The sequence below is a fragment of the Ruegeria sp. BHSC026 genome, from assembly GCF_059613065.1.
The window spans coordinates 132,990-157,832 of record NZ_JBXWRV010000006.1; the positions used below are offsets into that span (position 1 = coordinate 132,990).

24 protein-coding genes and 1 riboswitch are annotated in these 24,843 nt (G+C 62.4%); of the genes, 17 read left to right on the forward strand and 7 right to left on the reverse strand.

Annotated features, from left to right (window positions below; genetic code table 11):
• The first annotated feature begins 85 nt into the window (after positions 1-85).
• Positions 86-883, forward strand: coding sequence for a phytanoyl-CoA dioxygenase family protein (locus AC2FME_RS09955; protein WP_496800341.1), 798 nt, complete (start codon positions 86-88; stop codon positions 881-883).
• A 10-nt stretch (positions 884-893) separates the two neighbouring features.
• Here AC2FME_RS09955 and AC2FME_RS09960 read toward each other — a convergent pair whose 3' ends face one another.
• Positions 894-1,757: a hypothetical protein gene (locus AC2FME_RS09960; RefSeq protein ID WP_496800342.1), complete on the reverse strand. Its 864-nt coding sequence runs from the start codon at positions 1,755-1,757 to the stop codon at positions 894-896.
• A 122-nt stretch (positions 1,758-1,879) separates the two neighbouring features.
• On the opposite strand from AC2FME_RS09960, the gene miaB reads away from it, so the two are divergent.
• From miaB to AC2FME_RS10040, 16 genes are all read left to right on the forward strand, one after another.
• Positions 1,880-3,199, forward strand: a complete 1,320-nt coding sequence (gene miaB, locus AC2FME_RS09965; protein WP_496795536.1) for a tRNA (N6-isopentenyl adenosine(37)-C2)-methylthiotransferase MiaB — start codon at positions 1,880-1,882, stop codon at positions 3,197-3,199.
• 274 nt (positions 3,200-3,473) lie between these two features.
• Entirely contained in the window at positions 3,474-4,139 is a 666-nt protein-coding gene (locus AC2FME_RS09970; protein WP_496800343.1) for an outer membrane protein, read from the forward strand.
• A gap of 139 nt (positions 4,140-4,278) precedes the next feature.
• Positions 4,279-5,301, forward strand: coding sequence for a PhoH family protein (locus tag AC2FME_RS09975; protein ID WP_496682556.1), 1,023 nt, complete (start codon positions 4,279-4,281; stop codon positions 5,299-5,301).
• Positions 5,302-5,336: 35 nt separating this feature from the next.
• Positions 5,337-5,831, forward strand: a complete 495-nt coding sequence (ybeY, locus tag AC2FME_RS09980; RefSeq protein ID WP_496682558.1) for an rRNA maturation RNase YbeY — start codon at positions 5,337-5,339, stop codon at positions 5,829-5,831.
• 36 nt (positions 5,832-5,867) lie between these two features.
• Positions 5,868-6,752, forward strand: a complete 885-nt coding sequence (locus AC2FME_RS09985) for a hemolysin family protein (protein WP_496682560.1) — start codon at positions 5,868-5,870, stop codon at positions 6,750-6,752.
• The gene (gene lnt / locus AC2FME_RS09990; RefSeq protein ID WP_496800344.1) at positions 6,749-8,254 is read left to right on the forward strand and encodes an apolipoprotein N-acyltransferase; all 1,506 of its coding nucleotides are present in this window, start codon (positions 6,749-6,751) and stop codon (positions 8,252-8,254) included. Before AC2FME_RS09985 ends, lnt begins: the two co-directional genes overlap by 4 nt.
• Positions 8,255-8,296: 42 nt before the next feature.
• A riboswitch (SAM-SAH riboswitch) is annotated at positions 8,297-8,346 on the forward strand.
• 5 nt (positions 8,347-8,351) lie between these two features.
• Positions 8,352-9,533 carry a methionine adenosyltransferase gene (gene metK / locus AC2FME_RS09995; protein WP_496800345.1) on the forward strand — a complete coding sequence of 394 codons (1,182 nt, stop codon included), beginning with the start codon at positions 8,352-8,354 and terminating at the stop codon, positions 9,531-9,533.
• Between the two features lie 127 nt (positions 9,534-9,660).
• The gene (trmB, locus tag AC2FME_RS10000; protein ID WP_496682565.1) at positions 9,661-10,371 is read left to right on the forward strand and encodes a tRNA (guanosine(46)-N7)-methyltransferase TrmB; all 711 of its coding nucleotides are present in this window, start codon (positions 9,661-9,663) and stop codon (positions 10,369-10,371) included.
• Positions 10,372-10,439: 68 nt separating this feature from the next.
• Positions 10,440-11,786, forward strand: a complete 1,347-nt coding sequence (aroA, locus tag AC2FME_RS10005; RefSeq protein WP_005978051.1) for a 3-phosphoshikimate 1-carboxyvinyltransferase — start codon at positions 10,440-10,442, stop codon at positions 11,784-11,786.
• On the forward strand, positions 11,783-12,400 hold the full coding sequence (cmk, locus tag AC2FME_RS10010) for a (d)CMP kinase (protein WP_496800346.1): 618 nt from the start codon (positions 11,783-11,785) through the stop codon (positions 12,398-12,400). The genes aroA and cmk overlap by 4 nt, the downstream gene beginning before the upstream one ends.
• Before the next feature lie 320 nt (positions 12,401-12,720).
• A complete protein-coding gene (gene rpsA, locus AC2FME_RS10015; protein WP_496682571.1) occupies positions 12,721-14,397 on the forward strand; it encodes a 30S ribosomal protein S1 in 1,677 nt (558 codons plus the stop codon).
• A gap of 273 nt (positions 14,398-14,670) precedes the next feature.
• Positions 14,671-14,955, forward strand: a complete 285-nt coding sequence (gene ihfB / locus AC2FME_RS10020) for an integration host factor subunit beta (RefSeq protein ID WP_149775649.1) — start codon at positions 14,671-14,673, stop codon at positions 14,953-14,955.
• Between the two features lie 7 nt (positions 14,956-14,962).
• The gene (locus tag AC2FME_RS10025; protein ID WP_496682576.1) at positions 14,963-15,313 is read left to right on the forward strand and encodes a lipopolysaccharide assembly protein LapA domain-containing protein; all 351 of its coding nucleotides are present in this window, start codon (positions 14,963-14,965) and stop codon (positions 15,311-15,313) included.
• 8 nt (positions 15,314-15,321) lie between these two features.
• Positions 15,322-15,966: a phosphoribosylanthranilate isomerase gene (locus AC2FME_RS10030; protein WP_496800347.1), complete on the forward strand. Its 645-nt coding sequence runs from the start codon at positions 15,322-15,324 to the stop codon at positions 15,964-15,966.
• Positions 15,967-16,084: 118 nt separating this feature from the next.
• On the forward strand, positions 16,085-17,332 hold the full coding sequence (trpB, locus tag AC2FME_RS10035) for a tryptophan synthase subunit beta (RefSeq protein ID WP_496682055.1): 1,248 nt from the start codon (positions 16,085-16,087) through the stop codon (positions 17,330-17,332).
• A 456-nt stretch (positions 17,333-17,788) separates the two neighbouring features.
• Entirely contained in the window at positions 17,789-19,444 is a 1,656-nt protein-coding gene (locus AC2FME_RS10040) for an autotransporter domain-containing protein (protein WP_496800348.1), read from the forward strand.
• A 27-nt stretch (positions 19,445-19,471) separates the two neighbouring features.
• On the opposite strand, the gene AC2FME_RS10045 is transcribed toward AC2FME_RS10040, so the two are convergent.
• From AC2FME_RS10045 to trpA, 6 genes are all read right to left on the reverse strand, one after another.
• Complete coding sequence (locus tag AC2FME_RS10045; RefSeq protein ID WP_496681978.1) at positions 19,472-19,849, reverse strand: DUF2237 family protein; 378 nt, start codon at positions 19,847-19,849, stop codon at positions 19,472-19,474.
• Between the two features lie 9 nt (positions 19,850-19,858).
• Positions 19,859-21,022, reverse strand: a complete 1,164-nt coding sequence (locus AC2FME_RS10050; RefSeq protein WP_496681980.1) for a serine hydrolase domain-containing protein — start codon at positions 21,020-21,022, stop codon at positions 19,859-19,861.
• 78 nt (positions 21,023-21,100) lie between these two features.
• Positions 21,101-21,781 carry an aminoacyl-tRNA hydrolase gene (pth, locus tag AC2FME_RS10055; protein WP_496686909.1) on the reverse strand — a complete coding sequence of 227 codons (681 nt, stop codon included), beginning with the start codon at positions 21,779-21,781 and terminating at the stop codon, positions 21,101-21,103.
• A gap of 129 nt (positions 21,782-21,910) precedes the next feature.
• Positions 21,911-22,558, reverse strand: a complete 648-nt coding sequence (locus AC2FME_RS10060) for a 50S ribosomal protein L25/general stress protein Ctc (protein ID WP_496681983.1) — start codon at positions 22,556-22,558, stop codon at positions 21,911-21,913.
• Between the two features lie 110 nt (positions 22,559-22,668).
• Positions 22,669-23,835, reverse strand: a complete 1,167-nt coding sequence (locus AC2FME_RS10065) for an alpha-hydroxy acid oxidase (protein ID WP_496711324.1) — start codon at positions 23,833-23,835, stop codon at positions 22,669-22,671.
• A 158-nt stretch (positions 23,836-23,993) separates the two neighbouring features.
• Positions 23,994-24,785, reverse strand: a complete 792-nt coding sequence (gene trpA, locus AC2FME_RS10070) for a tryptophan synthase subunit alpha (RefSeq protein WP_496681988.1) — start codon at positions 24,783-24,785, stop codon at positions 23,994-23,996.
• Between the last annotated feature and the right edge of the window lie 58 nt (positions 24,786-24,843).

The window sequence follows — 24,843 nt, forward strand, 5'->3', positions numbered from 1 at the left end:
TCTGCGGCATTTCACGTCGGAACTTCCGGTTGAACTTAGTCGTCGATCGTGCACAGATCGCCGGGCACGTCAGTCGGAGTTCATCATGCCACACCCCCTTGTCACTCCACAGATGATCGATGCCTTTCAGAAGGACGGCGTGGTTCTTGTCAAAGGCCTGTTCGCTGATCACGTTCAATCCCTGCGTGACGGGGTGGCCCTGAACATGGAACAGCCCGGCCCCTATGCCTCGGAAAACAGGAAAAAGGGCGAGACGGGCCGGTTCTTCGACGATTACTGCAACTGGTCGCGCATTCAGCAATTTCAGGAGGTCATCCAGTCTTCGCCTCTGGCCGAGGTCGCCGCCGACCTGATGCAGTCCGAAACCGTGCAGATGTTCCACGACCATGTGCTGGTAAAAGAGCCGGGCACCTCGATGGCCACGCCGTGGCATCAGGATGGGCCCTACTATTTCGTCGAGGGGCGGCAGACGATCAGTTTCTGGTCGCCGCTGGATCCGGTGCGCGAGGCCACGCTGCGGTGCGTCGCCGGCTCGCATCTGTGGGAAAAAGAGGTTCTGCCGACGCGCTGGGTCTCGGAGGAGGGGTTCTTTCCCGACGAAGGCCAGTACATCCCGGTGCCCGATCCCGAGGCCGAAGGGATGCGGATCGTCGAATTCGAGATGGAGCCGGGCGACGCGGTCGCCTTTCATTTCCGCACCCTGCACGGCGCCCGGGGCAACCGCTCGGACCGGCGTAGGCGGGCGTTTTCGGTGCGTCTGGTGGGTGACGACGCGCGCTATGTCGAGCGTCCGGGGCGGACCTCGCCGCCTTTTCCGGGCCATGACATGCGGCCGGGTCAGCGTCTGCGCGAGGACTGGTTTCCGATAATGCTGCGGCGCTGAAGGCGCGGCTTCAGAACCACTGGCCCGGCTCGATCAGGCCCAGTTCGAGCAGTTGGTTGGAATTCCACTGGAACGGAACCGAGTTGGGCCAGCGAAAGCTGGTGATCGGGTCGCCCGGCCCGGACGTGCTGCACAGCGCCTTGGCCGCGCGGAACGAACAGATGGCCGCGGTCAGGTTGTGGTGCCAGGGGCAGGCATAGGTGTTGTACTCGGGCTCGTTGAAGCTGTGGTCTGGCAGAAGCGTCAACCCTTTGCGGGTCTTGAACAGGCCGATGCGGTCGATGCGTCGCCGTTCGTAGGGGATGCGGTCCTCGAACCGCCAGCGCAGCCCGCCCGACATGTCCAGTTGGCGTTCCAGCGGGGTGCCATCCCGGTCGTGCCGGCTGTGGGCGTAGTATCCGGTGCTGTCCAGCATGGCGTGATCGGGGGCGACCCCGTTTGGATGTGCGGTCAGGTCGTCGGCATAGATGTCGATGACATGGCACAGCATCGCATCTCTGCGTTCTTCGGCGTGAAAGGTCAGCATTTCGCCAATCGATCGCGTCTCGCAGAAGGGAAAGACCAGGTATTCCGAGTTGTAGCAGTAATACATCCAGATCGACGGCGCCGCGCGGATGATGCGGTTGATGGCGTCAAAGACCGCCTCGCGCGGGGTGCAGCGCATGGACACCCGGTGGACGCGCTGGGTAAGGTCGGGCGCCATCGCGAAATCCGGCGGCATGAAAGCGATCACCGATTTGAATCCGAGGTCGAGGTGATGGCGCAGCGTGCCGTCGATTTCCACGTCGTCCTCGGCAAAGATCAGGGCCACCGGCCCTTTGGACAGGGCCGCCCGCCCGGATCTGAGGAAATCATCGAGAGAATCGTGCTGCATCGCCTGTTTGCTGCCTGCCTCGCTGGAATTCTCGGTCAAATTCGGGTAATTGCGCCGGCATTGCAAGCGGCGTTCGATGCGTATAGACGACGCCGGTCCAGCGAACGTAGAAGGCCCAGCCCATGTCCGAACCGAAAAAGCTGTATATCAAGACCTATGGCTGTCAGATGAACGTCTATGACAGCGAACGCATGTCCGAGGCGCTGGGCGGGCAGGGCTATGTGGAAACGCAGTCGCCCGAAGATGCGGACATGATCCTGCTGAACACCTGCCACATCCGCGAAAAGGCGGCCGAGAAGGTGTATTCCGAACTGGGCCGCTTCAAGGGGTTGAAGGCCGAAAAACCCGATCTGAAGATCGGCGTGGCGGGCTGTGTGGCGCAGGCCGAGGGCGAAGAGATCATGCGCCGGCAGCCGCTGGTCGATCTGGTTGTCGGACCGCAGAGCTATCACCGCCTGCCCGAACTGGAAGCCAAGGCGCGTGCGGGCGAAAAGGCGCTGGATACCGATTTCCCCGAAGAGGACAAGTTCGAGAAGCTCAAGAACCGTCCGAAGGCCAAGCGCGGCCCGACGGCCTTCCTGACCGTGCAGGAAGGCTGTGACAAGTTCTGCGCCTTCTGCGTCGTGCCCTATACCCGAGGGGCCGAGGTCAGCCGTCCGGCCGACCGCATCCTGCGTGAGGCGCTGGACTTGGTCGAGCGCGGCGTGCGCGAGATCACGCTGCTTGGCCAGAACGTCAACGCCTATCACGGGGCCGGTCCCGATGGCGACATGACCCTGGCCGGGTTGATCTGGGAGTTGAACAAGATCGACGGGCTGGAACGCATCCGGTTCACCACTTCGCACCCCAACGACATGACCGACGATCTGATCGAGGCGCACGGCACCTGCGAAAAGCTGATGCCCTATCTGCACCTGCCGGTGCAGTCGGGGTCGGACAAGATCCTCAAGCGGATGAACCGCAGCCACACCGCCGAAAGCTATCTGCGTCTGATCGAGCGGATTCGGGAAGCGCGCCCCGATATCCTGATGTCGGGCGATTTCATTGTGGGCTTCCCGGAAGAAACCGAAGAGGATTTTCAGGCCACGTTGGATCTGGTCGAGCAGGTTCGCTATGGCTATGCGTATTCGTTCAAGTATTCGACCCGGCCGGGCACGCCCGCAGCCGAGCGCCCGCAGGTCGATCCGCAGGAGGCGGATGATCGCCTGCAGCGTCTGCAGGCCCTGATCACGCGGCATCAGCGCGAAGTTCAGGACGCCATGGTCGGTCGCACCGTGAACGTCCTGTTCGAGAAACCCGGCCGGCTGCCGGGGCAGATGGTTGGGAAATCCGAGTACCTGCACGCGGTGCATGTCAGCGGAGCTGAGCTGTCCGCCGGCGATCTCCGGCCAGTCCGGATCACGGCGTCGGGGGCGAACTCGCTTGCGGGGGAGCTGCTCTGATTCGCTTTGGATGGTTGTCGCGCCCCACGAATTGACGCGCAGTCTCCAAATTTACCCTTGATTTAGTGTTTGCTCCTATGGTCCGAGGGGCCCAGTCGAGTTTTGGGCTGGCATGGCCCGGTTTGGGATCAGGCGCTCTCGGATGGTGTCCGTCACGGGGCGAAGGAGGTGACGAGTGAAACGAGTATGGGGTGCGCACGCGCGACAGGTGCGGATGACTCTTGCAGGCGCGGCTGTGGCGGCAATGGCTGGAACATCGACAACGGCGAGTGACTTGGGTGGAAATGTTAGCGATCCTCAGGTGGTCGGGCCTCAGCGGTACACGGATGATGTCAGCGCCTTCTATGTCGGGATCAGCGGGGCCTATGGGTCTGGTGGTTCCGATCGATTCGGTCTGACCACGCCCATCCGCACCTTCCCCATCGGAGAACTGGATCTGAAAGGGTACTATGGCGGGGTCCGCGGCGGTTGGCGCGGTGTCGTTCCCGCCACGGGGGGCCGAGATTATGTCTACGGTTTCGAATTGGGGTACGACTGGTCCGGTCTGGACGATGACGTGGTGACCGATATTGCGGGCACGGTGGTTCGCGGCGGCTCTGAAATCAACAACGTGATGTCTGTTCGTTTCAAGAACGGCCTGACCAATCCCAGTGGTACGGTGCTTTACTTCCTGACGCTTGGGCTGGTCTATGGCGATATCACCACCACCAATAGCATCACCAGCGGTGGAACCACGCAATCATTCGACAACGACGACAGCCGCAACGGTTTCACGGCCAGCATCGGGGCCGAACACCAGTTGGGCAACAACTGGTCCATCACCGGTGAGTTCGAGTATGTTCAATTCCAGTCGGAAGTCATCGATTTCGGTTCGGGTTTCTCGACGAAATCCACACCCAGCTACAAGGGGCTGAGGTTTGGTTTGAACTATCGGTTCTGAAACCGCGTTGGGCATTGTGCCCGCGCATTTGGTATTGGCGGATTTGTTCACACCCAAGCAAATTCCTGAAACTGTGGCTTGCGCCCACCGATCCTTGTTGTCTACGCTTGGGATGACAACGCCAAGACAGGAGAACGGATTGGCCATCGGTGCCCTGACCCCACCGCAAAACGAAATGCCCCACGGCGAGGCGTTTCTGGAATTTCCCGACAACCGGCTGTTGATTGACCTTTGCGGTGAATATGACCGCAACCTGGCCGACATCGAAAGCAAGCTGACTGTTCAGATCGTCCGCCGCGGCAATCAGTTGGTTGTGATGGGCGACGAGGAGGCGCAGAAACAGGCGATTGAGGTTCTGCAGGCCCTTTACGCCCGGTTGGAAGGTGGCCGCGATGTCGCAGCCGCCGATGTGGATCGCGAATTGCGGATGGGCAACTCCGAGGCCGGCACCGGCTCGCGTGATGGCGATCAGCTCGAGATGTTCAAGGGCGGACCGGTCGAAATCAAGACCCGCAAGAAGCTGGTCGAACCCCGGACCGACGCGCAGAAGGCCTATGTTCAGTCCCTGTTCCAAAACGAGCTTGCCTTTGGCATCGGGCCGGCCGGGACGGGCAAGACCTATCTGGCCGTGGCGGTCGGTGTTTCGATGTTCATCGGCGGGCATGTGGACCGGATCATCCTCAGCCGCCCGGCCGTCGAGGCGGGCGAAAAGCTGGGCTATCTGCCGGGCGACATGAAGGACAAGGTCGATCCCTACATGCAGCCACTTTATGATGCGCTGAACGACTTTCTGCCGGGCAAGCAACTGGCCAAGTTGATCGAAGAAAAGCGGATCGAAATCGCGCCGCTGGCCTTCATGCGCGGGCGGACCCTTTCGAATGCCTTCGTCGTTCTGGACGAGGCGCAGAATGCCACGACCATGCAGATGAAGATGTTCCTGACCCGCTTGGGCGAAGGCAGCCGGATGGTCATCACGGGGGATCGGTCGCAGGTCGATCTGCCGCGGGGCGTCGCTTCGGGGCTTGCCGATGCGGAACGGTTGCTGAAGACGATCCCGAACATCGGTTTCAACTACTTCACATCCAAGGACGTCGTGCGCCACCCGCTTGTCGCCGCGATCATCGAGGCGTATGAGGCCGATTCAGGCCGGGAGGCCGGCTGAAATCCGACAGCCCGTCGGCCGTGGAGCAGTGCGACATGAACCTGGAGATCTCCATCGAGGATGCCCGCTGGCAGCGGTTGGAGGCGCTGTCCCGCAAGGCGGTTTCGGCAACGCTTGCGCATCTGGGGCTGGACCCCGACTTGTGCGAGGTCAGCATACTGGGCTGCGACGATGCCCGAATCGCCGAGCTGAACGCCGAATTCCGAGGCAAGCCCGCACCCACAAACGTGCTGAGCTGGCCGGCCGAGGATCTGGCCCCCGAAGATCCCGGTGCTACGCCGCCCTTACCGGAACCGGATTTCACCGGCGAGATCGCGTTGGGCGACATCGCGATCTCGTTCGATACCTGCCGGCGCGAGGCGGAGGAGGTCGGAAAACCGATGGACGACCATGTCACGCATCTGATCGTTCACGGAATGTTGCATTTGTTGGGCTATGACCACGTTCGTGACCAGGACGCCACTGTGATGGAGCGGTGCGAAATCGAAATACTTGGCAAAATGGGTATCGGTAACCCATATAATGCGTGACATGGGGCCTTGTGCCCGATCAACTGGAACAGGAAAATGGGCGACATAGACGGCAGTTCTGGGGCAGCGCAAAGCGCGCATTCACGGAACGGCGACGAAACCAAAGAGAAAAGCGGGCTTTTCTCGCGCTTGCTGGAAGCGTTCTCTCCAAACAGCGAAGACACGGGCGGCGCGGTCAACGGGCATGCGGCCGAAACAGTGCAGCCTCGTGGCATGATCAACCTGCGGCGGATGCGGGTGGAGGACGTGGCCATACCGTCGGCAGATATCGTCTCGGTTCCAGTAACGATCGGCAAGGATGAGCTGGCGCAGGTCTTCCGCGAGAGCGGCCTGTCGCGCATTCCGGTCTATGAGGGCACGTTGGACACGCCGCTTGGCTTCGTCCACCTGAAGGATTTTGCGCTGACCCACGGGTTCAATGGCAGTACCAAGCCGTTCGACCTGCGCTCGATGCTTCGGCCGCTTCTGTTCGTGCCACCGTCCATGCCGATTGGCGTTTTGCTGGCCAAGATGCAGACCGAGCGGCGCCACATGGCGCTGGTGATCGACGAATATGGCGGTGTTGACGGTCTGGTGACCATCGAAGACCTGATCGAACAGGTGGTCGGCGAGATCGAAGACGAGCATGACGCCGACGAAGACCAGATGTGGGTCCAGGAGCGGCCCGGCTGCTACATCGTACAGGCCAAGGCGCCGCTTCAGGATTTCGAGGCCGAGATCGGCAGGTCTCTGACCAATCACGAGGACGTGGACGAGGAAGAAATCGAAACTCTGGGCGGTCTGGTCTTCATGCTTTCAGGGCGCGTGCCGGCGCGAGGCGAGGTGGTCCAACATCCCGACGGGCCGGAATTCGAGGTGATCGATGCCGACCCGCGCCGGATCAAGCGTTTGCGCGTGATGGTGCCGGATATGGCTGCATGAACCCAGCGAAGCGGTGGTCGCGCGCTGTGCGGTACCTGGCGGCCGCCGGGCTGGGTGTGGTTGCGGCATTTGGTCTGGCGCCATTTGGGTATTGGTGGGCCACTGCTGTATCGTTGGTTCTGTTGACGCCGCTGTTCTTGGCCAGCGAGACCCGCACGGGCGTGGCCGCAGTCGGCTGGTTTTTTGCGACCGGCTATTTCTCGCATGCGCTCTCGTGGATCATCGAGCCGTTTCTGGTTGAGCCCGAACGCCATGGCTGGATGGCGCCGTTTGCGCTCGTGTTCATGGCGGGCGGGCTGGCCCTGTTCTGGGCGGTGGCGTTTGGGCTGGTGCATCGGGTGCGGGGAACGGCGATCCGCCGGGCCATGTTGCTGGCGCTGGCCGTGTCCCTGGCCGAGTTTGCGCGCGGATATGCTCTGACGGGGTTCCCTTGGGCGGGTCTGGCGCAGATCTGGGTGGATACGTATGTCGCGCAGGTATTGGCCCTGGTCGGCCCCTATGGTCTGGGTGCGCTGACCCTGTTTTTGTTTCTGCCGCTGGGCGCTGCTTTGGTTGGCGATCGTCCGGCGCGGCATGCGGTGGGGCCTTTGGTCGCGATTGCGGTCTGTGCCGGGCTGGCTACGGCCTATGCCGCCATGCGGCCACCGGTTGCGCAGACCGGAAAGATCGTGCGCCTCAACCAGCCAAATGCCCCCCAGCACCAGAAATGGGACCCGGCCTTCACGCCCGTGTTCTTTGCGCGCCAGATCGAGTTCACGGCCGCCGAACCCAGGCCCCACCTGATCGTCTGGCCCGAAACCTCGGTGCCGGCGTGGCTGGACAGCGCGCAGCCCTATCTCGACGCCATTGCCGATGCCGCGCAGGGCACCCCGATGGTTCTGGGAATTCAGCGGGCCGAGGGGCTGCGCATCTACAACTCGGTGGTGTATCTGGATGAATCCGGAAAGCGGGCAGGCCTGTATGACAAACATCATCTGGTGCCGTTCGGCGAATACATCCCCTTGGGCGATCTGCTGGAGCGGTTCGGGCTGAGCGGCCTGGCCGCCACGACCGGAAGCGGATTCAGCGCCGGTCCCGGTCCGCGCCTGTTGCGGGCCGGAGATCTGGGGAGCGTTCTGCCGCTGATCTGCTACGAGGCCATTTTCCCGCAGATTGCCGCCGCCGGACCTGAACGGCCCAGCCTGCTGTTGCAGGTCACCAACGATGCCTGGTTCGGGACTCGGTCGGGCCCGTACCAGCACTTGGCCCAGGCCAGAATGCGTGCGATCGAACAGGGGCTGCCGCTGGCCCGGTCTGCCAATACCGGCGTTTCGGCGATGATCGACCCGCTGGGCAACGTGACCGCTGCGCTGCCGCTGGGCCAGGCGGGGCATGTCGATGCCGGCCTGCCGCTGCCATTGCCGCCGACCCCTTATTCGCGGTTCGGGGATTTTCCGGTGTTTGTGCTTCTGGTGGGCCTGTTCGTGCTGCTTGGGCGCAACGTTCGGCCTGTTGGCGAATAAATACCGATTGACCGTCTGTTTCTGGGGGCGTATCCCGTCGGATGCCCGTCACAACGGCTTCCTGGCGTGACGGGGGAAATCTTAATGGAGCGCTTTCATGTCCCGACAGAACTACACCTTTACTTCGGAATCCGTTTCCGAAGGGCATCCCGATAAGGTCTGTGACCGTATTTCCGATGCAGTCCTCGATGCCTTTCTGAGCGAAGAACCCGAAGCGCGCGTAGCGTGTGAGACCTTTGCCACTACCGATCGTGTGGTGATCGGGGGTGAGGTCGGGCTGTCGGATCAGGAGCGGCTCCATGACTACATGGGCCGGATCGAAGAGATCGCGCGCGCCTGTATCAAGGATATCGGGTACGAGCAGGACAAGTTCCACCACGAAACGGTCGAGGTGACGAACCTGCTTCACGAGCAATCCGCGCATATCGCACAGGGGGTGAATGCGTCGGGCGACAAAGACGAAGGCGCAGGCGATCAGGGCATCATGTTCGGTTACGCCACAACGGAAACCCCGGCCCTGATGCCGGCGCCGATCCAGTATGCGCATGCAATCCTGCGCCGCCTGGCCGAGGTTCGCAAAAGCGGCGCCGAGCCTGCGCTGGGACCCGATGCCAAGTCGCAGTTGTCGGTGATCTACCGCAACGGCAAGCCGGTGGGCGTCAGCTCGATCGTGCTGTCCACGCAGCATCTGGACGAAGCGTTGACGTCGGACGACATCCGCCAGATCGTCGAACCCTATGTGCGAGAGATCCTGCCCGAAGGCTGGCTGACCGACCAGACCGACTGGCATGTGAACCCCACCGGCAAGTTCGTCATCGGCGGCCCCGACGGCGATGCCGGCCTTACCGGGCGCAAGATCATCGTCGATACCTATGGCGGTGCGGCCCCGCATGGGGGTGGGGCGTTTTCGGGCAAGGACCCGACCAAGGTCGACCGGTCGGCGGCCTATGCCGCGCGGTATCTGGCCAAGAACGTCGTGGCCGCCGGCATGGCCGAGCGTTGTACGATCCAGCTGAGCTATGCGATCGGCGTGTCCAAGCCGCTTTCGATCTACGCCGACACCCACGGCACCGGACAGGTTGACGACGCCTCGATTGAACGGGCCGTCGGGCAGGTAATGGACCTGACCCCGCGCGGCATCCGCGAGCATCTGCAACTGAACAGGCCGATCTATCAGCGCACCGCGGCCTATGGGCATTTCGGGCGTGAACCGGATGCCGACGGCGGCTTCAGCTGGGAGCGGACCGATCTGGTCGAGGACTTGAAAAAGGCTGTCTGAGCCGGCATCGGGAAACAAAACACGGCATGGCGCGTCCGATGTGGCGCGCCGTTTCCGTTTCGAAGGGCGCCCCTCCGGCGCGGCCCGACCCTTGCAACGCAAACGCCGCCGCAGTAAGGGCACCGGCATGAGCACCCAGTCACCCGAACGCCCCCGCAGAAACTTCTACGGCCGCTTCAAGGGCAAGACCCTGAAGCCCAGCCAAAAGACCTATCTGTCCGAGGACCTGGCCGCCCTGTCGCCGGGCGCGGTGGATTGGGACAGCAACCCCGACCGCACCCCTATCGACCTAGACGCGCTGTTCGGCGGCAAGCCGGTATGGCTTGAGGTCGGGTTCGGCGGTGGTGAGCATCTGGTGCACCAGGCGCAGCAGAACCCCGATATCGGCATCATCGGCGCCGAGCCGTTCATCAACGGCGTGGCCATGCTGCTGGGCAAGATCCGCCGGGCCGAAGTGACCAACCTGGCGGTGCATCCCGGCGATGTGCGCGACCTGTTCGACGTGCTGCCCGATGCCAGCATTTCGCGCGCGTTTCTGCTCTATCCCGATCCGTGGCCCAAAAAGCGGCACCACCGCCGCCGCTTCGTGACCCCCGAGCATCTGGAGCCGCTGGCACGTGTGCTGAAACCCGGCGCGATCTTCCGCGTGGCGACCGACATCCCGGACTACGTCCGACAGACGCTCGAGGAGGTGCCCCGTGCCGGTTTCGAATGGCTGGCCGAGGGGCCCGAAGATTGGCGCAAGCCGTGGGACGACTGGATTTCCACCCGCTACGAGCAGAAAGCCCTGCGTGAAGGCCGCACGCCGCACTACCTGACCTTCCGCCGCAACGGGTGATTGCGGCTGGACGCTGCGGCGCCAATTCGCTAATCGGCAGGGGCACTGATAGCGCAAAAGGAGCCCTCATGTCCGGACACGGCACGCCCATCCCGATGACCTCGCATCCCTGCGGCCCGCTGACCGGCACGGCCGAAGTGCCGGGCGACAAGTCGATCTCGCACCGCTCTCTGATCCTTGGGGCGATGGCCGTGGGCGAGACCCGGATCTCGGGCCTGCTGGAAGGCGAAGACGTTCTGGACACCGCCAAGGCGATGCGCGCCTTCGGGGCCGAGGTGATCTCGCACGGGAATGGCGAATGGACGGTGCATGGCGTCGGCGTGGGCGGCTTTGCCGAGCCGGATCAGGTGATCGACTGCGGCAACTCGGGCACGGGCGTGCGCCTGATCATGGGCGCGATGGCGACCAGCCCGATCAGCGCGACCTTCACCGGCGATGCCAGCCTGAACAAACGCCCGATGGCGCGGGTGACCGATCCGCTGGCCCTGTTCGGGGCGCAGGCCGTGGGCCGCTCGGGCGGGCGCCTGCCCATGACGATCGTCGGCGCGGCCGATCCGGTGCCGGTCCGGTACGAAGTGCCGGTGCCCTCGGCCCAGGTGAAATCCGCCGTTCTGCTGGCCGGCCTGAATGCGCCCGGCAAGACCGTGGTGATCGAGAAGGAAGCCACCCGTGACCATTCCGAGCGGATGCTGGCGGGGTTCGGCGCCGAAATCACCGTCGAGGATACCGACGAAGGCCGGGTCATCACCCTGACCGGCCGGCCTGAGTTGAAACCGCAGGTGATTGCCGTACCGCGCGATCCCTCCAGCGCGGCCTTCCCGGTCTGTGCGGCCCTGATTACGCCGGGCTCGGACGTTCTGGTGCCGGGTATCGGCCTGAACCCCACGCGCGCGGGCCTGTTCACCACGCTGCGCGAGATGGGTGCGGATCTGACTTATGAAAACATGCGCGAGGAAGGCGGCGAGCCGGTCGCCGATCTGCGCGCACGCTATTCGCCCGACATGAAGGGCATCGACGTTCCGCCCGAACGCGCGGCCTCGATGATCGACGAATATCCGGTGCTGTCGGTGGTTGCGGCCAACGCCACCGGCAAGACGATGATGGGCGGCGTCAAGGAACTGCGCGTCAAGGAAAGCGACCGCATCGACGCCATGGCGCGTGGCTTGCGGGCCAACGGTGTCACGGTTGACGAGGGCGATGACTGGTGGTCGGTCGACGGGCTGGGCATCGGCGGCGTGCCCGGTGGCGGCACCTGCGAAAGCTTTCTGGACCACCGCATCGCCATGTCGTTCATGGTGATGGGCATGGGCGCGCAACAGGCGGTCTCGGTCGATGACGGCAGCCCGATCGCGACCTCGTTCCCGATCTTCGAGCCTTTGATGAACGGCTTGGGCGCCAAGGTCGAGCGCACATGAGCTTTACCGTCGCCATCGACGGTCCGGCAGCGGCGGGCAAGGGCACGATCTCCAAGGCCGTTGCCGCGCATTTCGGGCTGGCGCATCTGGACACCGGGCTGCTGTACCGCGCGGTCGGCCGACGCACGCTGGACGGCACCGACCCGGTCGAGGCGGCGCGGTCCCTGACGGCCGAGGAGTTGGAGCAGGGCGACCTGCGCACCGCCGAGATCGCGCAGGCGGCGTCGAAAGTGGCCGTGATTCCCGAGGTGCGCGCGGCCTTGATCGATTTCCAGCGCAGCTTTGCACGGCGGGCCGGCGGCGCGGTGCTGGACGGGCGGGATATCGGCACGGTGATCTGCCCCGAGGCCGAGGTGAAGCTGTTCGTCACCGCCAGCCCCGAAGTGCGGGCCGAACGGCGTTATCTGGAACTGGTGGCGAAGGGCGCGGATGTGACCCGCGCGCAGGTTCTGGCCGATGTCCGCGAGCGCGACGCGCGGGATGCCGAGCGCAGCACGGCCCCGATGAAACCGGCCGACGATGCCGTTCTTTTGGACACCACGGACCTGAGCATCGAGGCCGCTTTGGAAAAGGCGATCACCGTCATTCAGGAAAAGCTGTCCTCGGGCATGTGAGGCCGCGGACAAACCGTTTGAAAATGCCGGGCCGCGAACAGCAGGGTGGCCGCCCGGGCGCTGGAGTGACCGCCCGAGCCTGCATGGCATCGCCGAATGCGCCGGAATCGTCCGGAAACCCTTGCGGTGCGGCCGCCAAGTTGCTACAGAGCGCCCGTCGACAAGGCAATTTGAGCCATAAAACAATGAGACGAGCAGGGTCGGACACAACCGGCCCTCTTTGTTTTGTGGCACTGTTTCAGGTTGCCGGACCAACTCCAAGACCGGCGGAGACAACCGCTCGGCCAGAAAAAACGTTATGCAAAGGAAAACAACGCCACATGGCTAACGCAACCATGGAGGAATTCGAAGCCCTCCTGAACGAAAGCTTCGAAATGGACACCCCCGAAGAGGGTTCGGTTGTCAAAGGCAAGGTCATCGCGATCGAAGCGGGCCAGGCCATCATCGACGTAGGCTACAAGATGGAAGGCCGGGTCGATCTGAAAGAATTCGCAAATCCCGGCGAAGCCCCCGAAATCGCTGTTGGCGACGAGGTCGAAGTGTACCTGCGCGCCGCGGAAAACGCCCGTGGCGAAGCCGTCATCTCGCGCGAGATGGCCCGCCGTGAAGAGGCCTGGGATCGTCTGGAAAAAGCCTATGCCGACGACGAGCGCGTAGAAGGTGCCATCTTCGGCCGCGTCAAGGGCGGCTTCACCGTGGATCTGGGTGGCGCAGTTGCGTTCCTGCCCGGCAGCCAGGTTGACGTGCGTCCCGTGCGCGACGCTGGCCCGCTGATGGGTCTGAAGCAGCCGTTCCAGATCCTGAAGATGGACCGCCGCCGTGGCAACATCGTCGTGTCGCGCCGCGCCATCCTGGAGGAATCGCGTGCCGAACAGCGCGCCGAAGTCATCGGCAACCTGTCCGAGGGCCAGACCGTCGAGGGTGTCGTCAAGAACATCACCGAATACGGTGCCTTTGTTGACCTGGGTGGCGTTGACGGCCTGCTGCACGTCACCGACATGGCATGGCGCCGTGTGAACCACCCGTCGGAAATCCTGTCGATCGGCGAGACCATCAAGGTTCAGGTCATCAAGATCAACAAGGAAACCCACCGCATCAGCCTGGGCATGAAGCAGCTGCAGGAAGATCCGTGGGATCTGGTTGCCGCCAAATACCCGCTGGGTTCGGTGCACAAGGGTCGCGTCACCAATATCACCGACTACGGTGCGTTCGTCGAGCTCGAGCCCGGTGTCGAAGGTCTGGTGCACGTGTCCGAAATGTCCTGGACCAAGAAGAACGTCCACCCCGGCAAGATCGTTTCGACCAGTCAGGAAGTCGACGTCATGGTTCTGGAAATCGACGGCGCCAAGCGTCGCGTGTCTCTGGGCCTTAAGCAGACCCAGCGCAACCCGTGGGAAGTGTTTGCAGAAACGCACCCCGAGGGCACTCAGGTCGAAGGCGAAGTCAAGAACATCACCGAATTCGGTCTGTTCATCGGCTTGGAAGGCGACATCGACGGCATGGTGCACCTGTCCGACCTGTCGTGGGACGAGCGTGGCGAAGATGCCATCCAGAACTACCGCAAGGGCGACGTCGTTCAGGCGGTCGTTTCGGAAGTTGATGTTGAAAAAGAGCGGATCTCGCTGTCGATCAAAGCCCTGGGCGGTGACAAGTTCGCCGAAGCCGTGGGCGGCGTGAAGCGTGGCTCGGTCATCACCGTCGAAGTGACCGCGATCGAAGATGGCGGCATCGAGGTGGAATACGAAGGCATGAAGTCCTTCATCCGCCGTTCGGACCTGAGCCGCGACCGTGCCGAACAGCGCCCCGAGCGTTTCTCGGTCGGTGACAAGGTCGATGTCCGCGTGACCAACGTCGACAGCAAGACCCGCCGTCTGGGCCTGTCGATCAAGGCGCGCGAAATCGCCGAAGAGAAAGAAGCCGTTCAACAGTACGGCTCGTCGGACTCGGGTGCATCGCTGGGCGACATTCTGGGCGCCGCGCTGAAGTCGGGCGACTAAGCCCGGCCCAACGGCATAAACCCGAATTGGCGGCCCCGTACATCCGTGCGGGGCCGTTTCTTTTTCGAATCAACGCGTTCTGAAAATCCGGGTTAATCGGCATTAGGTTCATGCTTGTTTCCCTGAAATTACACGTCGCTGCGCGAATTTCGCGTTCTTTTCTGCAAATTGCGCCCCGGACGGCCAGAGTTTACGTTCCCCATGCCAGCGTTTTTTCCTATACTGTCCAAACCAGTAGACGAGACGACACGGTGACCTGGGAGGGTAGCACGCATGATCCGTTCAGAACTGATTCAGAAGATTGCCGATGAAAACCCGCATCTGTACCAGCGCGATGTTGAGCGGATCGTGAATACCGTTTTCGAAGAAATCACTGACGCCATGTCACGTGGCGACCGTGTCGAGCTGCGCGGTTTTGGCGCATTTTCGGTGAAAAAACGGGATGCACGCGTTGGCCGCAACCCGCGCACCGGTGAAACAGTTCAGGTCGAGGAAAAATGCGTGCCGTTTTTCAAAACAGGGAAGTTGCTTAGGGACCGTTTGAACGGTAAGGCGTGATCTCATGATGCGCTACATTCGATACGGGTTCCTGGCGGCGCTGGGAATCGTCCTGGTCTCAGTCTCCTTGGCCAACCGGCAAATGGTACAGTTAAAGCTGATGCCAGATGCCTTGGCCGAGTTGCTGGGCTTCAATCTTTCGACAAATCTGCCCCTGTTTCTTGTGGTCCTGGGCGGCGTGGTCGCCGGTCTTGTCATCGGTTTTCTGTGGGAGTGGTTGCGCGAGCACAAGCATCGCCGCGATGCGTCGGTGAAATCCACCGAGGTGCGCAAGCTTGAGCGCGAGGTCAAAAAGCTGAAGAAAAAACAGAGCGAGGGTGAGGACGATGTGCTTGCCCTGCTGGACGAGGCCAGCTGAGCGTACTGATGCCCGGCGAAATCAGCGTCAAGATCTGCGGCCTGACCGCACCGGATGCGTTGCGTGCCGCCGTTGATGCGGGCGCGCGCTATGTGGGGTTCGTGTTTTTTCCGAAATCTCCGCGGCATCTGGAACCCGCCGCAGCGCGCGACCTGACAAGCCATGTCCCCGTGGGGGTGGCCAAGGTCGCTTTGACGGTCGATGCCACCGATGCCGAGCTGGACCGGCTGTTGGACATGGTTCCGCTGGACATGCTTCAGCTTCACGGCAAGGAGAACCCCGCGCGCGTTTCCGAGATTCGTAGCCGTTTCGGCCTGCCGGTGATGAAGGCCATTGGCGTTGCGGACGAGGCGGACCTGGCAGCGATCGACCTCTATTCCGACGTGGCCGACCAGTTGCTGATCGACGCCAAGCCTCCCAAGAACGCCGATCTTCCGGGGGGCAATGGGTTGGCCTTCGATTGGCGGCTGCTGGCCGGGCGTAAATATTGGCGCCGGCCTTGGATGCTGGCCGGAGGGTTGACGCCTGACAACGTGGCCGAAGCAGTGCGGATGACCGGCGCACGGCAGGTCGATGTCTCGTCGGGCGTGGAATCGGCGCCGGGCGTCAAGGACCCGGCTCTGGTCGACGCCTTCATTCGCGCGACGCGATGACCGCCCAGGGCTGTTGGTGCCGGGCTGAACGGTTTGCCTCGCCCCGATTGCCGCGATTTGCGATGGCAAATCCCGCCGCCAGCACCTATGAACGTTGGGCAAGATGATGGAGACCACCATGGCCAATGATCTGTTCAATTCCTTCATGTCCGGCCCGGATGAAAACGGCCGCTTTGGCATCTTCGGCGGACGGTTCGTCAGCGAAACGCTGATGCCGCTGATCCTGTCGCTGGAGGAGGAGTACGAGAAGGCCAAGACCGACCCGAGTTTCTGGGCTGAGATGGATGATCTGTGGGCCAATTATGTTGGCCGTCCGTCGCCCCTTTATCATGCCGAACGCCTGACCGAGCATCTGGGCGGTGCCAAGATCTATATGAAGCGCGACGAGCTGAACCACACCGGCGCGCACAAGATCAACAACGTGCTGGGTCAGATCATCCTGGCGCGTCGCATGGGAAAGACCCGGATCATCGCCGAAACCGGGGCCGGGCAGCACGGTGTCGCCACCGCGACGGTCTGCGCCAAGTTTGGTCTGAAATGCGTGGTCTACATGGGTGCGCATGATGTCCAGCGGCAGGCGCCCAACGTGTTCCGCATGCGTTTGCTGGGGGCTGAGGTGATTCCGGTGACCTCGGGCCGCGGTACCCTGAAGGACGCGATGAACGACGCGCTGCGCGACTGGGTGACCAATGTGCGCGACACGTTCTATTGCATCGGTACGGTCGCCGGGCCGCACCCGTACCCGGCGATGGTGCGCGACTTCCAGTCGATCATCGGCAAGGAAGCCAAGGAGCAGATGATGAAGGCCGAGGGTCGTCTGCCGGACACGATCATCGCGGCGATCGGCGGCGGCTCGAACGCCATGGGGCTGTTTTATCCGTTCCTGGATGATCCTTCGGTCAACATCATCGGCGTCGAAGCGGGCGGCAAGGGCGTCAACCAAAAGATGGAGCATTGCGCCTCGCTCACGGGCGGTCGGCCCGGCGTGCTGCATGGCAACCGGACTTATCTGCTGCAGGATGACGACGGCCAGATCCTCGAGGGGTATTCGATCTCGGCCGGGCTCGACTATCCGGGCATCGGCCCTGAACATTCATGGCTGCACGATATCGGGCGCGCGCAATATGTGTCGATCACCGACAAAGAGGCTCTTGAGGCGTTCCAGCTGTGCTGCGCGACCGAGGGCATCATTCCCGCGCTCGAACCCAGCCACGCACTGGCGCATGTCATGAAGATCGCGCCGGAGCTGCCCAAGGATCACATCATCTGCATGAACATGTGCGGACGCGGCGACAAGGACGTGCAAACAGTCGCCAAGTATCTGAACTTCGATATGTCCGACACCGAAGGGCGCGACGCGGGGTGACCGGCCTCCTAGCGTTGGAAGATTGCGTTCTCGGGGCCTTGCAGCCCCGGAACCGCAGCCTTTGGCCGACCTTGTTTCCGGTGCGGGTGGAGTGCGCATTAGTCGTTCAAATTGTTGACAGCTCAGGCCTAAGCCGATGGTCGGCCAACACCAGGGTGGTCGCGTATCCGGGCAACGGCGTTGGGATGCCGGTTGCCATAGAAACTACATTTTTCAATATCCTAGCCGGTCCATCGATCCCGCGCGCCCGTGTGTGGAAATCAACCCTTGTGTCGCGGAGGCAGCAGACGAATGGTGACTCGCTTGCGGAATCTGTACAGCGGATTTCGGTTCAATTAGCCTCAAGTCAAGAATGTATGTGGGTGCGGTGGGAACAGACCCCCAAGCATGATTGACGATTGCACGGCGCGGCTTGGCAAACCTTGGCCGCCCGCGGTGGTGACTTAGGAGATTGGGATGGTTTGGTCGGTCTTGCGCAAGTCTTTGGTTCTGCTGTTGGCGGCCATGTTCGTGTTAATTGGCGAGTGGCGGCAGGCCCGGGCCTTCGGTCCGCCACAGTTCATCGGATCGACAGTGACGACGCCGAATGGCGGCAACATCTTCTTTACTAATCTTCAGGGAACTTCGACAGCTTTCGTCTCGCTTGGCGGTTCGGGCGAGGTGCCGGGTGGGGCCATCTACAGCGGGGGTTTCATCTTTCCTTTGCCGGCGGTAACGCCTGCCGGCTTGACAGCTTTGGGCTGGGTGGACGTGACCATCCTCAGCCAGAACGGAGCCGATGCGACCTATTCCACCGATGGCTACATGGGGGTGGTATTCACCGCCCGCGAAACACCAGGCGGCCAACTCTACCGATACGAGATCGCGCTGTCTGGCGTCACCACCACGCAGATCATCAACACCCGAACTGCCGTGGACACCACACGCCCGACAGTGACGATCAGCCCCTTGTCGGCGACTTCCGGCGGGCAGTATCAGGCGACGATCACGCTCAGCGAGCCCAGCACGAATTTCGTGGTGGGCGATCTGTCGGCTACCAATGCCACCGCCGCGATGACGGGTTCAGGAGCAAATTACGTGGCGACGCTGACGCCGCAAAGCAACGGGCCGATCGAATTGTTCGTGCCTGCAAACGTGTTTACCGATGCAGCCGGAAACCCGAACTTAGCTTCGAACCGGGTCAGCTCGGTCCAGCCCGTGGTGAATACCCAACGGTTGATTCAGGCCTTTCAGAATGCGCGGGCTAACAGCCTGGTTTCCAATCAGCCCAAGCTGACGCCGTTCCTCTCGGAACCCGGAGGCGGCGTTCTGGATGCCGCGGCGACGCAAGGGGCGGGATATCTGAACTTTGCCAGCAGCCGGGCCTATCCGATCTGGTTCAACCTGACCGGAAACTGGAGTTCACAGGACGATTTCGACAGCTCTTATGCGCTGGCGGTCATGGGCGCGCACCGGCAGATCAATCCGAATTTGCTTGTTGGGGGCATGGTGCAGATCGACTATGCCAAGACCGAGGACGGTGTGGGCGATGTCGATGGGACGGGCTGGCTGATCGGCCCCTACGTCGTGGCCAAGATGCCCGGGCAGCCGGTGTTCTTCGAAGGCCGTGCGCTGTATGGGCAAGCCAGCAACGAAATTTCGCCGTTCGGCACCTACACGGACAAGTTCGACAGCGATCGCTGGCTGGTGCAATCGCGCGTGACCGGTCAGATGCAGTATGGGGACCTGACCCTGATGCCGCTTCTGGACGTCAGCTATGCCTCCGATGACCAGAAGGCTTATACCGACGGGTTGGGAAACCGGATCCCGGATCAGGACTTCAGCCTGACGACGGCCAGGCTGGGTCTGGATTTCAGTCGCCCCATTGTGGTGTCGCGTGGCGAGATGACGCTGACCGGCGGCCTGTCGGGGGTCTGGAGCAGCACCTCGGGCGCCGGGACCGCCGTCGGAGTGGCTCCGATCGGGGATACCACACGCGGCCGGGCCGATCTTGGGCTCGACTACCGGTTGGAAAACAGCAGCACACTGTCAGCCGGGATCTATTATGACGGTATCGGCGAAAGCGGTTTCGAAAGCTATGCGGTCAACGTGATGTGGCGAATGGCGTTCTGACGCATCTGGTCAGGCATCGCTTCGCTGTCAGTCGGCTGGCGCCCGGTAGGATGCAAGCACGCTCAGCGGCACGATTTCGAGCGCGCGCTGATGGGTCGCTTCGAGATGCACGAGGGGCGCGCAGCCCTCGTCATGCGCCTGCAGGAACCGGCCGGCACAAAGGCACCAGCGGTCGCCGGGCTTTAGACCGGGAAAGTCGAACTCGGGCCGCGGCGTGCTGAGGTCGTTGCCGACATATTTCGAATAGGCCAAAAACTCGGCCGTCATCACCGCGCAGACCGTGTGGCTGCCACGATCTTCGGGGCAGGTATTGCAGGCCCCGTCACGGAAGAACCCTGTCAGCGGTTTCCGCGAACACGGGGCCAGAACCCCGCCCAATACGTTGATGCTGTCCTGTTTCTGCATGACCCCATCTTACAGGCTTTGGGCGATCTTGCGGAACATTTCGATGTTCTGTTCGTTGACGCCGGACTCGCGGAACTTTCGATCAGCCCCCGTGGCCACGATCAGGACGCCGCGAGGTTGGTCGAAATACATGTACTGCCCATAGACGCCGCGGGCCAGAAACTCGCCTTCATGTGCCCCAACCGGGATCCACCATTGATAGCCATAGCCGATTTTTCCCGGTTCGGTTGGAGCGGTGGGCCAGGTCGATTCCGCGATCCAGTCGGCCGGCACCATCTGGCGGCCGTCGTGTACACCGTTCTGCAGGATCATCTGCCCAAACCGCGCATAGTCGCGGGTGGTGAAGTTCAGCCCGCCCAGCACGAAGGCCACGCCAGCCCCGTCGGTGACATAGTAGCCATCGCGCGCCAATCCCAGCGGCTGTACGATTTTCTCCGTAAGCAGGTCGGGAATACTGCGGCCGGTGGCGCCGCGGATAACCATCCCCACGACATGGGTGTCGATCGAGACATATTGCCAGACTTCGCCGGGGGTGGCGAAACTCTCGGTAAGCGCGGCAGTGAAATCGTCCAATTCTCGACCCAGGGCCACCACGCGCCCCATCCGGTTGATGTCGGAATTGGGGTCCAGGTAGTCTTCGTCAAAGGTCACGCCGCTGGCCATGTTCAGCACATTGCGGATCGTGGCGGGTTCGTAGGCGCTGCCTTTTAGCTTGGGGGCATATTTGACGACCGGATCGTCCAGTGACTCGATGGCCCCTTCGTTCATGACGATGCCAAACAGCGCCGACAGATAGCTTTTAGCCATCGACCAGGAAATGCGCCGGTCATCCGGCCCGGTGCCCAGATAGTATTCCTCGAACCGGATCTGGCCATCCTGCATCACCAGCAGGGATGTCACTGCCCTCTCCTCGATCCAGTCCTGGCTGCCCTCAGGCAGGTCAAACTCGGGGCCGTAGGGCAACTCCCAGGTCGGGCCATCTCCGCGGGGCAGGGGGGTCGTCAGAAAAGCCTGATCCATGTGCGAGAAGTTGTGGACGATCTTTTCCTCGGAAAACAGAGAGTTCACGGCCAGCAACCGCTGGATCTCTTCCCGTTTCCAGACGCCGACGACGACGGCGGCCAGCGCCAGCATCAGCACGATGCGCAGCAGCCATTTCAGGACCGTTTTCATGTTTCCCTCCGCTGTTGACGGCATTGGAGCGCGATGCCGTTCAATCCGCAATCGCTACGTTGCGGCAGGCTTCGGGGCCTATTTGAACTTGTCCAGCAGCTTCTGCATCGCCGAACGCGTGTCGGCCTCGGGCGCGGTGGGGTGGGTAGCCGGTTTGGGCGCGGGCTTGGTTGCCGTGGTCGAGCTGCGCGGCGGCGCGGTGCGCAGGGCGACGGCATTCATGAATTTGGCCGTATCGCCCTCGGCCAGATGCACGGCGCCATCGGAAACCCCGCGCAGAACGTCCTCCAGCCACTGAGAATCAGCCTTGGCGAAGTCGCCCAGTACGTAGGCCGAGACCAGTTCCTTGCGGCCGGGATGCCCGATGCCCAGACGCACCCGGTCATAGGCCGCCCCGATGTGGTCATGGATCGACCGCAGGCCGTTATGCCCCGCATGTCCGCCGCCCGATTTGGCACGCACCTTGCCGGGGGCAAGGTCCAGCTCGTCGTGGAACACGGTCACGTCGGTCGAGTCGAGCTTGTAGAACCGCATCGCCTCACCCACGGACTGGCCCGACCGGTTCATGAAGGTCATCGGCTTGAGCAGCAGAACCTTTTCGCGGCCCAGCCGGCCTTCGGAAACCTCGCCCTGGAATTTGGACCGCCAGGGGCCAAAGCCATGCGCGTCGGCGATGGCGTCCACGGCCATGAAGCCGATATTGTGCCGGTTCCTCGCGTATTTCGCGCCCGGGTTGCCCAGTCCGACGAACAGTTTCATCCTTGGTTCCTTGCGTTGCACGGCATGTTGGTTGCACCGATCAGGTAAACAAGCGCGGTCCGCGGTTCAAACGAAAAACGGGGCGCCTTGCGACACCCCGTTTGAATTCGGAACAATCCGGGACTGGATTTATTCCTGATCCTCGCCGACGACTTCGACTGCATCGGCAGCTACTTCTTCTTCGCCGTCCTCGTCATCGGTGACCAAGCCGGTCGGGGCCGAGATGTTGGCGATCACGAAGTCACGATCGATGGTCGGCTTGGTGCCGTTGGGCAGATCGACCGACGAGATGGTCACGACGTCGTTGATGTTCAGGCCGGTCAGATCGACGGTGATCTTTTCGGGAATGTCACCGGCGGTGCAGACCAGTTCGACCTCGGGGCGGACGACGGTCAGAACGCCGCCCTTCTTGATGCCGGGGGCCGCGTCTTCGTTGATGAACTCGACCGGGATGTACAGCGCGATCTTGCTGGTGCGGCGCAGACGCATCAGGTCCAGGTGGGTCGGCAGGTCCTTGACCACGTCACGCTGCACGTCGCGGCAGATGACGCGGACGTCTTCGTGGCCCTCGACCTTCAGGTTCCACAGAGTCGACTTGAAGCGGCCTGCCTTCAGGCGCTTGAACAGTTCGTTGAACGGAATCTGGATCGGCAGCGGGTCTTTGTCGCCACCAAATACGATGCCCGGAACCATGCCGTCGCGGCGTGCCTGACGAGCGGCGCCCTTGCCCGTCCCCGTCCGTTCCAGAGCTACGAGATCAGGAATCTCACCAGCCATGATAAATCTCCAATGTTAGGGCAGGGTGCCTCCAAGGCTGTCACCCCGCGTGAAGCGGCGTCCTTAGACCGAATCCGGCCATTTGGAAAGGGGTAAAAACGATTTCCGCGTCATTCCTGCCAGCGGCCGCAGAAATCCTGCGGGACAAGCAGGTTGTGCGGCCCCAGATCGGCCACGTTGCGCTCGCCGCACAGGGCCATGGTGGTGTCCAGTTCCTTCTGGATCACTTCCAGCGCTGTGGTCACGCCCTTTTGGCCCATCGCGCCCAGCCCGTAGACGAAAGCGCGCCCGATATAGGTGCCTTTGGCCCCCAACGCCAGCGCCTTGAGCACGTCCTGCCCCGAGCGGATACCGCTGTCGAGATGCACTTCGACATCGCCGCCCACCGCATCCATGATCCGCGGCAGCATCCGGATTGAGCTGAGTGCGCCGTCCAATTGCCTCCCGCCGTGGTTCGAGACCACGATGGCGTCGGCGCCCAACTTGGCCGCCATCTTGGCGTCTTCGGGGTCAAGGATACCCTTCAGGATCACCTTGCCGCCCCATTGCTCCATCAGTTTCTCGATCTTTTTCCAGTCGAGGCTGGGATCGAACTGTTCAGCGGTCCACGCACCCAGCGACGAGGCGTCCGAGATGCCTTGAACATGACCCACGATATTGCCGAACTCGCGCCGTTTCGCGCCCAGCATCTCGATGCCCCAGGCCCATTTCGTCATCAGGTTGGCGATGGTCTTGGCGGTCAGTTTCGGCGGGGCGGACAGGCCGTTCTTCAAGTCCTTGTGCCGTTGGCCGAGGATTTGCAGATCAAGGGTGATGACCAGGGCCGAGCATTTGGCATCCTTGGCGCGCTGGATCAGGCGGCGGACATAGTCCTCGTCCTTCATGGTGTACAGCTGGAACCAGAACGGCGCACCGGTATGTTCGGCCACATCCTCGATCGAGTTGATCGACATGGTCGACAGCGTGAAGGGCACGCCGAAATCCAGCGCGGCCTTGGCGGCCTTCATTTCACCATCCGCATGCTGCATCCCGGTCAGGCCCACGGGCGCAAGGGCCACCGGCATGGCCACGTCCTGTCCTATCATCTGCGACGCAGTCGAACGGCCGGACATGTCCACCGCAACCTTCTGGCGCAAGCGAATGTCGTGGAAATCCGCGCTGTTGTCGCGAAAGGTCTGCTCGGTCCAGCTGCCGCTTTCGGCATAGTCATAGAACATCCGGGGCACCCGGCGTTCATAGATGCGTTTGAGGTCGTCGATATTGGTAATGACAGGCATGGCCGCGCCCTTCTGCAGATTGGTTAGGTTTCTTTACCAATTCTTCCGCCAAGGCGCAACGGCCAGTTGCGCATGTGGTCAGATGGGTCAAAGACGCAAAGATAAACCGCCGCAGGCGTGCGGCCTGCAGCGGCTGAAATCCGTTTCGGATTTTGCCGTCAGGCGCTGTGGGCGCCGTCTGACAGCGATTTCACGAAGTCCAGAACCTCGGCCACCGGTTTTCCGGCGGCGATCTGGCTGACGATGGCCGAGCCGACCACCGCCCCGTCGGCAACGCTGGCGATGGCGCGTGATTTCTCGGGCGTGTTGATGCCGAACCCCACGATCACCGGAAGATCGGTCGCCGCCTTGATGCGCGCGACCTCGGGGCCGACATCGGTGGCCTCGGCCTCGGCCGCACCGGTGATGCCGGTGATCGAGACGTAATAGACAAAGCCCGAGGTATTCTGCAGCACCCGCGGCAGGCGCTTGTCATCGGTGGTGGGTGTGGCCAGCCGGATGAAGTTCAGCCCGGCCGCCTGCGCGGGCAGGCACAGCTCGTCGTCTTCCTCGGGCGGCAGGTCAACGACGATCAGTCCGTCGATGCCGGCCTCTTTGGCGTCGGCTAGGAACTTGTCCACGCCGCGGCTGTAGATCGGGTTGTAATAGCCCATCAGCACGATCGGCGTGGTGTCGTCGGTTTCCCGGAACGCCTTGGCCAGATCCAGCGTGCGCTGCAGCGTCATGCCGCCGTCCAGTGCCCTTTGACCGGCGGCCTGAATTGTCGGGCCGTCAGCCATCGGATCGGTGAAGGGCAGACCCAGTTCGATCACGTCGACGCCTGCCCCCGGCAGGCCGCGGACGATTTCAAGCGAGGTGTCATAGTCGGGATCCCCGGCCATGACATAGGCGACAAAGGCCTTCTTACCCTCGGCCTTCAGGGCGGCGAACTTGGCGTCGATACGGGTCATGGACGATCCTTGCATACAGGTTTGGACCCGATGTGCAGAAAGTTTGGCCGAAAATCAA